The organism is Aliivibrio sp. A6 (assembly GCF_028765505.1).
Lineage (GTDB): Bacteria > Pseudomonadota > Gammaproteobacteria > Enterobacterales > Vibrionaceae > Aliivibrio > Aliivibrio finisterrensis_A.
Genome location: NZ_JARACR010000001.1, coordinates 104283 through 116377, shown reverse-complemented (window position 1 = coordinate 116377; position 12095 = coordinate 104283). Strand labels below are relative to the sequence as shown.

The window sequence follows — 12095 nt, the reverse complement described above, 5'->3', positions numbered from 1 at the left end:
ATTTTTATTTGTTATGTAGTCTATTTTTTAGAACGGCATTGGGTACTTTTTAAAGACTAGATTAATATCTGAAATAGCTTCGTCACTTAATGGTTTTGAAAAAGCGTCAATGTCTTCTTTTAATTGCTCTAGAGAAGTAGCACCAATAATGGTTGATGTAACGCCATCTACTTGGTCACACCACGCTAATGCAAGCTGACAAGGCGTATAACCGTGTTTTTCTGCCACTTGCATGTAGGCGCGTACGGCTTCATTTGCAGCAGGTGTATCTCGGAAAATACCATTACGTTGTGAGAAGGTCCAACGGCTGCCCTCTGGCATTTTCCCATCTAAATATTTACCACTTAACATACCGCCCGCTAGCGGTGACCAAGGTAAGTATGCAATATCTTCATGAACACAATTCTCAATTAAATATGGCCAATCTTTAGCGTGTAATAAGCTGAATTCATTTTGAATTGATACCATTTTTGGTAAATCGTATTTAGCACTTAGTTTAAGGTAAGTGTTAATACCCCAAGGCGTGTCGTCTGATAACCCGATATGACGGATCTTACCTGCTTTAATGCAAGTATCTAATGCTTGTAAGATTTCAAGCATATCTGCTTCTTCTTTCTTTGCATCAAAATTACTGAATTTGAATTGGTTCGGAAAATGCTTACCAAAATGTGGAGAAGTACGGTTCGGCCAATGCAACTGGTAAAGATCAATATAATCAGTTTGTAAACGAGCAAGTGATGCATCTACTGCAGCAATAACGGCTTCACCTGTAATTGGCGAACCTTCACGAACCCAAGGTAATCCCGGACCTGCGATTTTAGAGGCTAAGATAATCTCTTTACGTCGTTCAGGATTTGCAGCTAACCAATTACCAATAATGGTTTCAGTTTTTCCGTAGGTATCAGGCGAGGGAGGCACGGCATACATCTCAGCCGTATCAATGAAATTAATACCTTGGCTAAGTGCGTAGTCAATTTGCTGATTGGCGTCTTCTTGATTGTTTTGTTTTCCCCATGTCATGCTGCCTAAGCAGATACGAGAAACAGAAAGATTGCTGCTGCCAAGTGTTGAGTATTCCATATGAGAAGGCTCCTTTATTTGATTTTTATTCGATCATTGATCTAGAAAACGTACCAATACTTTCCCTTCTTTAGAGATATTATGTTTGAGGGTCAGTTGTAATGTGATGGTAACTGATATTGTCAGCATAACAAAAATGGCGATTAAAATAAGTAATTGGTATTTTATGGCAACCATTGGGTTTACCCCGCCTAAAATTTGACCTGTCATCATGCCTGGAAGGGTAACTAATCCAGTCGTGGCCATTGATGCCATGATAGGAGCAAAGGCTTTTTGCATCGCAGAGCGAACAAAAGGGAGCGTGGCATAACGAGGCGAGGCACCAAGAGCGATGGCCGCATGGTATTCACTCTCACGCTCTTTAAATGCGGTGAATAAGTTTTGCAATGCAACGATGTTTCCACTCAAACTATTGCCTAGTAGCATGCCGGCTAAAGGGAGCACATATTGAGCACTGTATAGCGGTGTTGGTTGAATAATCACCGAGCTAAGTAAAATAACTAAAGGTGAGAGCCCAACCAATAACCCCGCTGCAACAGGAAACAGTAATCGTTTTTTAGGAAGTTTAGCTTTAGAGATGATAGAGCTAGAGCCTATGCCTATCATTAAAATAATCCAAAGTGTATTCAGTAGTGGATTATTCAGCTGGAAAACAAATTCAAGATAAAGACCAATAAAAGCCAGTTGTGCCACCATACGAAACACACTAATACCGATCTCTTTAGCAAGATCCAATTGGTAAATGCGATTAATGGTAAAGGGAATAATGAGAGTGAGACTAAATAGCCCCATCAATGCCCAACTGATGTCTAAGGATTCTTGCATGCATTTTGCCTAAAGCGGTTGATTAACGTTATTTGAACATAAAAAAACCGCTGATGTCAGCGGTTTTTGTTATTTATGAATTTAGTTAACGTATATTCATTAATTACAGAGTTCGTACAACACGGAAACCAGTGTAGTTAGCGCTTGTTGATGGATTTAGCTCTAGAGATTCATACGCTTTTGCTTTTGTTGGTGCAAAGCTCCATGCGCCGCCACGAACAACACCTGATTTAGTGTTTGTCCATTCCCAAACATTACCTGCAGTATCATAGATACCGTAAGGGTTTGCGCCAAAGCTACCTACTGGAGAAGTTGATTTGTTTGCCCAAGATGAACCACCCCAACCTGTGTTTGCGTTGCCTGAGCCAATGTCAGAACCCCACCAGTACGCTTCTTTACTGCCAGCTCGTGCAGCGACTTCCCACTGTGTTTCAGAAGGCAGTGCGTAAGTAAATCCAGTTTGTTTTGTTAACCAGTTTGCGTAGGTTTCAGCATCTTTCTTAGAAATACATACTGCTGGTGCATTTTTAGATTGTTCAAATCCAGGTTTGCGCCAGTTTTGGTTTTGGTGACGTTTTGTTTCACCACCATTGATAGCATTACAACCAGCACCTTTTTCTGCTTCAGTAATGTAGCCTGAGCTAGCAACAAACGCATCAAATTGATTAACGGTTACAGGGGTAGCAGCAATAGAGTAGGCTGTTGAAATAGTGACGTCTTTTTCTGCATCTTTACCAATATGGTAATTACCAGAACCAATTACAACCATTTGTGGTGCTAATTGATTATTGCTTAGACGGTCAGCAAACTTCTTGCCTGGCTTTGGACGATTTTCCTGAAGTTTCAATTCAGCCCATACCGTCATGTCTTTAGATAGTGACATTTGACGACTGTATGGTTCAAAACCTGACTTCTCAACAGTAACTTGGTGTTGACCAGCTGGAAGCATAACATCAACAGGAGTGCTGCCGTAGTTTACGCCATTAACGGTTACGTTATCTTCATGGCGGTTAGAGCGAATGGTAATACCAACCCATTTATTCTCTTTTTTGATTCTATCGTTTGATGATTGCGATGTGCCATCTTCAATACAGTAACGGTTTTCTAGGCCCAATAATTGACATGCTGCTGTTGTGTTTGGACGTGCACGTAATGAAGCTTGTAATTTAGTTGTGTAGCGGTTGCTACCATTAAAGCCACTGTCAATAATCGCACTGTCTAATACATGAATATTTAACGATACATTATCTACATGTTGTTTCACTGTTTCTGCTTCAGTAAAACCGTTGATCAACTGCTGCTGGAAGTTGTTAACCGCTTTTTGCATGCTTAGCGTTTTACCTTGGCTTGAACATGCGCTTAATGTCATAGACATCTTACAAGTAACAGTATGAACAACATCTAAAGTATCTTGTGCTGCTAATTCTTCTTGTAGGCGAAGTACGCGAGCTTCTTGACGAGATTCACCAAGAATTTCAAGTTCGTCTAATGCACGTTGTTTTTTAGTGCTGCTTGCTTTTAATACTCGAGTTTGTTCTTGAATATCCTGTTGAATGGATAATTTAGCGACTTGGTTTTCTTTTACTTCTTTCCAAGAGTCTTGGTATTGCTTTTGGAAAGGAGTGATATCTAGATCAGGATCATCAATCATTCGATTGTATTGCTCATCTAAATTACGTTGAGCAAGTTTGCGTTTAGAATCCAATTGTGTTGCTTTTTTATCTAAAGCATCACTTTGATTACGCAATTCACGAAGACGACTTTGATCATTAACCACAGTGTTTTCAAGTTGCTTAACTTCATCACGTTTGTGAGTCAGTTTAATATCAATAGAAGCAACAGAATCAACAGTAGGCGTTATTGATTGAGTGTCGGTATTAGCAAGCGCAACAGAGGTAAAAAGCGCCGGCGATAACAGTAGTGCTAGAGCGGGTAGTCCTTTACGGTTCATAATTTTTCTGCTTTTAATAATAGACATAAATAATTTTTTTAGTAATAAATTCATAAAAATTAACCCATCTCCGCACCGCTGATTGAAGAACATGATATTGCGTTTGTTCTTCGTCATTTAGTGAGGGCTAATCGTATATTGATACTGATCTACATACTTCACTTTAATAATACCAATCTATACTCATTATCGCCAATTATCTGTTCAATGGCTTCTTTAAGGTTGGTACAAATGATTTATGCAGATAAGTATCTGTTATTCATAGTTTTGACGCCATATAAAACAAAGCAATTTTTATACCAACCTTTTGCGGTTGAATGCGCCGAAGATAGTCTTTACTTGATCATCGTTTCGAACTATTGGAAGAATGATCAAGTTTAAAAATAAGAAAGTTGATTCTCTATTATTTAACGCTTAATTAATCTATTGTTAATAAAGGTTTTTTGGATACTCTTAGTGCGCTATTTTGGAGTGATAAAATTGAAATGACATTGACTGTATTATCTTGATTCATGATCATGCTTTCGAATAGCTATTATCAATAGATTGTTTTTATGATCTTGGTTACACTCTTGTTCATAAGCAATATTAGTTATTAATGGATTTATCATGCAAATGGATTGGATTTTCCCTACACAGATTATCATGCTGCCTGAAGAAAGAGATCTGCATTCGCATGAATATCACCAGTTAGTGATTGGCTTAAAAGGGCAAGCGGAATTTGAAATTAATGATAAAAGCAGCATGATTTATGCGGGAAAAGTCGGTGTCATTCCTGCTAACTTTCAGCATGCTTTTTCAAGTTTATATCAGGCAGAAGTCTTAGTACTTAATTTCCCTCAGTTTTTTGGGAATGACGAATTAGCAAATAGAGTAAATGAACTCTTTGTTAGTCATGGGTATTATCAATTAGATGCACAAATCCAGAACCTAATACAATTATTAGTGTGTGAAATTCAAGCTAATATTGATGATCATCTTTTAAATAAAGCATGTAGCGACACGATAATTTCTTTGCTTCACCGTCATTTAATTGATGAAAATGAAGAAAAAACGATTAAACGTTTAAATCAAGAGGTGATCGACAATTTTATAACGCAACACATTGGAAGTAAGATCACAGTCGCGCAGCTATCAAGCACGGTTTTTCTTGGGGAGAGTCAATTTTACGCCATTTTTAAGCAAGAGTTTCGAGTTACACCGCATAAATATATTGTAGAAAAACGCATTCAATATGCAAAAACATTGCTTGAAACAAGTCAATTTACAGTAGGTGAAATTGCTCAACAAACCGGTTTTGCTAATCAAAGTGCTTTTAGTCATGCATTCATGAAGTATACAGGAGGGGCCCCAAGTAAATATCGTCAATTGCATTTCAGTACAATATAGCCACCTCTAAAGGGGTAACTCTTCTTAATTCTGTGCATCAATCTCACTTAATTCGTAACTTAAAATTACCGCCTTTGTTCTCATTTTGTAACTAGATGGACGATTTAGCAATTAAATCGGAGTTTTTGACAAGTATTTTTCGTTAATAGGAAATAGACTCTTTCGCAACTTGCTTTAATAATCAAAAATAATTAGAAGCATAATCGTTTAGTTAATCATGTCAGATAATTAGAGGAAACAGGTATGTTTCATGCGAAAGATGTATTGTCTTCATCCATTATTAATCACTCTTTACCTACGTTATGGTCGGCCATTTCTCCTCTTTATATGGTTGATGAAGCTAAATGGTTAAAAGAGCTTATCCCACTAGCTCAGCCAAGCGATCGTGAAGCTATTATGATGACAGATCAGGCGGCTCAACTGATTCAGCGTGTTCGTGATGATAAGCAAGCAGTGCAAATGATTGATGCGCTGCTATTAGAGTACAGCTTAGATACTAAAGAAGGCATATTATTGATGTGTCTTGCTGAAGCCTTAATGCGTATTCCTGATGCAGAAACGGCAGATGCACTTATTCGTGATAAATTGAGTGTTGCCGATTGGAAGTCACATCTTAAAAATTCAGATTCGACGTTTGTAAATGCCTCAACGTGGGGTTTATTACTGACAGGTAAAGTGGTCAGTATGGACGTTAAAGCAGATGGTTCACCTTCTAATGCCATTAGCCGTTTAGTTAATAAATTCTCAGAGCCTGTGATCCGTCAAGCCATGAATCAAGCGATGAAAATCATGGGGCACCAATTTGTATTAGGTAGGACCATTGAAGAAGCTCAGAAAAAAGGTAAGGCGATGCGCGAGAAGGGCTATACCTACTCCTTTGATATGCTTGGTGAAGCAGCATTAACCCAATCAGATGCTCATAAGTATTTTAAAGATTACATCATGGCGATAGAAAGTGTAGGCCGTGCCGCTAGTATTGCTGGCTCACCAGATCCTACTGTATCTATTAAGCTATCCGCATTGCATCCTCGCTATGAAGTGGCGAATAAAGTTCGCGTAATGGGGGAGATGTGCGACACCGTTCTTAAATTGCTTGAGCGTGCGCGTGAATTGGATGTTGGTATCACGATTGATGCAGAAGAAGCGGATCGTTTAGAGCTTTCGTTAGAATTATTTGAGAAATTATATCGTAGCGACATTGTCAAAGGCTGGGGTAAATTTGGCATTGTAGTGCAAGCGTACTCTAAGCGTGCGTTGCCAGTTCTCGTTTGGTTAACGGCACTCGCAAAAGAGCAGGGTGATATGATCCCACTTCGTTTAGTGAAAGGTGCTTATTGGGATACTGAACTTAAAATATCTCAACAATTTGGTTTTGCACGTTACCCTGTGTTTACACGTAAAGAAGCGACGGATGTTTCTTATTTAGCCTGCGCGCGTTATCTGTTGAGTGATCATGTAAAAGGCAATATTTTTCCTCAATTTGCCAGCCATAACGCACATACTGTTGCAGCGATAACGTCAATGGCAACTCATGATGAATTTGAATTTCAACGACTTCATGGTATGGGAGATGCGTTATACGATCACGCGATGGAAATGTTTAATCGTAATGTTCGAATATACGCTCCAGTGGGAAGCCATAAAGATCTACTGCCTTATTTAGTGCGTCGTTTACTTGAAAATGGCGCAAACAGCTCGTTTGTTCACCGTTTAGTGGATGCAAACTGCCCAATCGAAAGTTTAACAGAGCACCCAGTTGATACATTATTAGCGTGTCCATCCCTAGATAATCAATTAATTCCATTACCACCCCAAATTTTCTCTGATCGTAAAAACTCATACAGCATTAATTTAGATGTAGAGAGTGAAGCACAGCCATTTGAAGCCTTAATTCAAGCACAGATGACAACTTACTGGCAGGGTGGACCGATTGTAAATAATACGCGTGATTACGAAAGCATGATCAAGGAACACGGTTCTGCACTTCATGTTATTAGTTCGCCTTATGATCGTACAAATGATGTCGGCTCTTTAGTTTGGAGTTCACAAGAGCAAGTCTCTAACGCGTTAGATATTGCACATGACTACTTTCCTATTTGGCAACAAACACCAGTAACAGAGCGTGCAGATTACCTTGAAGCATTAGCGGATAAGCTTGAAGCAAACATGCCAGAGTTAGTGGCGTTATGCCATAAGGAAGCAGGGAAAACGATCCATGACAGTATTGATGAAGTGCGTGAAGCAGTGGATTTTTGCCGTTATTACGCCGTTCAAGCCAAACTGAATTTCACCACCCCTGAAACTATTGTTGGCTTTGACGATGTCTCGCACCAAATTGCGCGTCAAGGTCGTGGCGTCTTTGTATGTATTAGTCCTTGGAATTTCCCATTGGCGATTTTCCTAGGTCAAGTTACGGCTGCAATTGTTGCAGGTAACACCGTGATTGCAAAACCGGCAGAGCAAACGTCGTTAATTGCTGTTCGAGCGATGGAGATGCTATTAGAGACTGGCATTGCGCCACAAGCGGTTCACTTATTGCCGGGTGATGGTAGAACAGTCGGTGCGCCATTAACGTCAGATCATCGTGTGGCCGGTGTTGCCTTTACGGGATCGACAGAAACAGCACAGTTAATAAATCGCACATTAGCGAATCGAACGGTTAAAGGTGTTGGCGTAGCTCCCGTGCCTTTTATTGCTGAAACTGGCGGTCAAAATGCCATGATAGTGGACAGTACCGCTTTACCTGAACAAGTGGTGCGTGATGTCATGCGCTCTGCGTTTGCTTCTGCAGGTCAACGTTGTTCTGCACTGCGTGTGTTGTTTGTTCAGCAAGATATCGCAGACAGAATTATCAATTTAATCAAGGGGGCAATGGCTGAACTAAACGTTGGTTTACCTGAACTGCATTGCACGGATGTTGGTCCTGTTATCGATTTAAAAGCCAAAGAGAAGTTGCTCGCGCATATTGAAAAGATGACGTTAGAGAGCAAGTTGGTTGCTCAAGCTGAGTTGCCAGATTGGTCTGACAAAGGGGACTTTGTTCCACCAAGTGCGTTCGAAATTGACTCCATTAGCCAATTAGAAAACGAGCAATTTGGTCCTATTCTTCATATTGTGCGTTTTAAAGCCAATGAGATTGATAAGGTGGTTTCTGACATCAACTCAACAGGGTTTGGTTTAACCATGGGGATTCATAGCCGTAATGAAGTGACATACACGCGAATTGAGAAAAACATCAAGGTGGGTAACTGCTATGTCAATCGTGATCAAGTTGGTGCGGTCGTTGGCGTTCAGCCGTTTGGTGGTCAAGGGCTATCGGGTACAGGACCAAAAGCGGGTGGGCCTCGTTATTTATTCCGATACACTCAAGCACAACAGATTTCCTCTACTATTGGATCTAAATGAGAAAGGAGAACCTCATGACAACAATTACTCATATTATTGACTCAGCACTTTCTCAAGGTCAACTGGAGTGGCAAGCTGATTCATTCTCAACACGAATGGAAAAATTATCACGTTGGTCAGAGTATTTAGCGGAGCATCCTGATTTTGGTGTTCTGGCAGCAAAAATGGTACGTTTCCAATGTCAACGAGCAATGCAGTTAATTTCTGAAACGGAGTTAATGCCGGGGCCAACAGGGGAGAGTAACGAGCTTTACACGGCAGCGAGAGGTGTTTTTTACATCACATCGGATGAAAATTCATCGGTTGTAGCCTTGGTTGGACAAATAACTGCGGCATTAGTGGCTGGAAACGCTATTATTGTCGCCCTTTCGAGTCAGGATACGAAACTAACTTCAGTTATTCTTGAAGGGTTGCATCAAGCTAAGGTTCCAAGATTAGCAGCTCAACAGGCAGAGTTTGCAATAACAGACATTAATGATGTTCGTTTAGCTGGCGTCTGCTTTGTTGGTAATGAGCAACAATCGATAGCGATTAACCAACAACTAGCGAAACGAAATGGATTATTAGCGCAATTGATTGCAGAAACCGATCAAGAACGCTTACCCGTAATTACAGACCCTCACTTTGTTCTACGTTTTATTACAGAGCGTACACGAACAATCAATGTGACAGCGGTTGGCGGCAACGCAACATTGCTTGAACTTGGAGGTGGTAATCACTGATATTTAATGACTGATATCAATTTGGATAAGTAGTTGTCCACATTGGTGTCGGATCCCATCGTCGTTATTACACCATAACAATAGGGCTAAGATGCTCATACAGCAGTAACGACGTTAAACTTACTGCCAATAACATAAAGGAAATACAATGATTGAAAATAATTTTGCCATTACAGGGACGTTTATCGCTTACCTGATAATGATGCTTGCGATTGGGGTTTATGCATACAAACGAACGAGCAGTTCTTCTGATTACTTTTTAGGTGGTCGAACATTAGGACCATGGCCAGCTGCGCTTTCAGCAGGTGCTTCTGATATGAGTGGTTGGTTATTACTTGGTTTACCTGGTTATGCTTACGCGGCAGGTTTAGAATCGCTATGGCTTGCTGGTGGCTTATTAGTCGGCACCTGGTTGAACTGGTTAATTTGTGCGAAACGCCTAAGAACCTACAGTATGACAACGGATGACTCATTAACACTTCCTGAGTTTTTATCTCGTCGATTTAATGATAAATCCAAATTAATTCAAACCATTTCAGCTCTGTTTATTTTGCTGTTCTTCCTTTTCTATACGAGCTCAGGTTTGGTTGCCGGTGGTAAATTATTTGAAACCGTATTTGGCCTAGATTACAAAGTCGCTGTAGTTATTGGTACGCTTTGTGTTGTTTCTTATACCCTATTTGGTGGTTTCTTAGCAGTTGCTTGGACAGATTTAGTTCAGGGTTTATTGATGTCAGCGGCACTATTGATAGTACCTATTGCTGCAATGCAAGGTGGTTTTGGTCAGTTGAGTGCGGATTTAGTGGCTATTAATCCAGAGCTTATGACGCTATGGACAGGTATGGATGGTAAACCGCTAAGTGCAATTGCCATTATCTCATTGGTTGCTTGGGGTCTTGGTTATTTTGGTCAGCCACACATTCTTGCTCGTTTCCAAGCATCACGCACTAACAAAGATTTAACTACAGCGCGCCGTATTGCCGTGGTATGGACAGCATTATCTATGTTTGGTGCTGTGCTTGTTGGCTTGGTTGGATTACTTTATGTAACGGGTTCAATGGGGGGCGAAGCGATTGACGGTGAAAAAGTATTTATGTTGTTAGTAAATGCGATTTTCCATCCTGTTATTGCTGGTATCTTATTAGCGGCAATTTTAGCTGCAATCATGAGTACTGCCGATTCACAGCTTCTTGTTTCTTCGTCTGCTTTATCTGAAGATTTATACAAGCAACTGGTTAAAAAAGACGCGACAAGCAAAGAGATTGTAAATGTAGGTCGTTTTGCTGTGATCGCTTTATCAGTTGTGGCTTTACTATTAGCGATGAATCCAGATAGTTCAGTGCTTGGTTTAGTATCTTATGCGTGGGCTGGTTTTGGTGCTGCATTTGGTCCTGCAATCGTACTAAGTCTTTACTGGAAAGGCATGAATCGCAATGGCGCTTTAGCTGGTATCATTGTTGGTGGTGTAACGATTGTTATTTGGAAACAGCTAACGGGCGGTTGGTTCGATGTGTACGAGATTGTACCTGGGATCATACTTGCCACAGCAGCGATTGTTGGCGTAAGTAAGTTGACTGGAGAGCCAGAAGAAGGCGTTCTTAAGCAACATGAGCAGTTTGAACGTAACTTGGTTGAGTTTGAATAAACGTTCTTATTAAAACAATGTAGATGAAAGCCCCATAAAGTCTCTTTTCTTTTTGGGGCTTTTTTGTATGTTCAATGAAATGAAACTGTTACAATTCACGCACTTCAAAGAGAGATATAACTATAATCAATTACAGCGCAATACTAGGAGAGTAAACATGAAATTAATTCGTTTCGTGCTTGGAAAAGTTATTTTGGGTTTAGATTGTATTTTTTCGCCATCAGGCGTTAAGCGTGATGCTGAAAAACAAGCAGAAATAGATGCCGAAACAGAAAATTATTCATTGTATCAATTTGAAGCTTGCCCATTTTGCGTCAAAGTTCGTCGTACAATTAAGCGTCAATCACTAAAAATTGAGCTGCGTGATGCAAAAAATAATGAAGCTCATAGAGCAGAATTATTAGACGGTGGTGGGCAAGTAAAAGTGCCATGCCTACGCATTGATAAAGATGGCGAAACGACTTGGATGTATGAATCATCAGATATTATGGCCTTCTTAGAGGGAAAATATCCTTAGTATTCACAAGGTTACATGTACCTATAAAGTAGTAGTCAAGAGCGGGCTTATTGATAGTTCGCTTTTTTATGTGTGTTTTTTGTAAAATTACCGCTGTTTTATTAATGAGATTTACTTGTTAATAGTTCTATTGTTAGTCATTTTCGTGACTTTATGAGACTCAAGTCACAAAATGCTTGGCTTTAAGTTAATGTTAGGTTAAACTGCTCTTCGTGACTTGATTCACAAATAAAATAAAAACACATTAGGCTAGTTATTATGGAAAGAGTGAGTATGACTCATAAATGGTCAATTAAAAATTGTCCCAAGGATATAGAGAGCCAAGTTTTATCTGTTATTGGACTTATCGATAAGAAAGGTTCAGCATCAGACATGGATCTTTGCAAGATCTTTGGTGAAGTTCTATGGAGTGATGGGAAATACTTTAATTCTCACGCATTTCGCTTCTTATTTGATCATGAGACTCTTTCATGTGAAGTAACGAAGAGACGCTTACACTAAAGTAAACAAGCTATGTATTTTTAAGATCATTATTGTTCCCCCTATAATGACCTTTTTTAT

9 protein-coding genes are annotated in these 12095 nt (G+C 39.8%); 6 read left to right on the top strand and 3 right to left on the bottom strand.

Annotated features, from left to right (window positions below; translation table 11 throughout):
* Positions 1-27 precede the first annotated feature (27 nt).
* The 3 genes from PVK70_RS00425 to PVK70_RS00415 form a co-directional block, all read right to left on the bottom strand.
* A complete protein-coding gene (locus PVK70_RS00425; protein WP_130048381.1) occupies positions 28-1080 on the bottom strand; it encodes an aldo/keto reductase in 1053 nt (350 codons plus the stop codon).
* Positions 1081-1113: 33 nt separating this feature from the next.
* Positions 1114-1905 (bottom strand): ABC transporter permease, encoded by a 792-nt coding sequence (locus tag PVK70_RS00420; RefSeq protein WP_130048380.1) that lies wholly within the window; start codon positions 1903-1905, stop codon positions 1114-1116.
* A 103-nt stretch (positions 1906-2008) separates the two neighbouring features.
* Positions 2009-3910, bottom strand: a complete 1902-nt coding sequence (locus PVK70_RS00415; RefSeq protein ID WP_242504940.1) for an SUMF1/EgtB/PvdO family nonheme iron enzyme — start codon at positions 3908-3910, stop codon at positions 2009-2011.
* 555 nt (positions 3911-4465) lie between these two features.
* Here PVK70_RS00415 and PVK70_RS00410 point away from each other — a divergent pair.
* The 6 genes from PVK70_RS00410 (at position 4466) to PVK70_RS00385 (ending at position 12035) form a co-directional block, all read left to right on the top strand.
* Entirely contained in the window at positions 4466-5245 is a 780-nt protein-coding gene (locus tag PVK70_RS00410; RefSeq protein WP_165367185.1) for a helix-turn-helix transcriptional regulator, read from the top strand.
* Between the two features lie 243 nt (positions 5246-5488).
* Entirely contained in the window at positions 5489-8650 is a 3162-nt protein-coding gene (gene putA / locus PVK70_RS00405; protein WP_130048378.1) for a bifunctional proline dehydrogenase/L-glutamate gamma-semialdehyde dehydrogenase PutA, read from the top strand.
* Positions 8651-8664: 14 nt separating this feature from the next.
* The gene (locus PVK70_RS00400; protein ID WP_130048377.1) at positions 8665-9372 is read left to right on the top strand and encodes an aldehyde dehydrogenase family protein; all 708 of its coding nucleotides are present in this window, start codon (positions 8665-8667) and stop codon (positions 9370-9372) included.
* 148 nt (positions 9373-9520) lie between these two features.
* On the top strand, positions 9521-11017 hold the full coding sequence (putP, locus tag PVK70_RS00395) for a sodium/proline symporter PutP (RefSeq protein ID WP_130048376.1): 1497 nt from the start codon (positions 9521-9523) through the stop codon (positions 11015-11017).
* A 157-nt stretch (positions 11018-11174) separates the two neighbouring features.
* Positions 11175-11534, top strand: coding sequence for a glutaredoxin family protein (locus PVK70_RS00390; protein ID WP_130048375.1), 360 nt, complete (start codon positions 11175-11177; stop codon positions 11532-11534).
* 273 nt (positions 11535-11807) lie between these two features.
* Positions 11808-12035, top strand: coding sequence for a hypothetical protein (locus PVK70_RS00385; protein WP_165367184.1), 228 nt, complete (start codon positions 11808-11810; stop codon positions 12033-12035).
* Positions 12036-12095 lie beyond the last annotated feature (60 nt).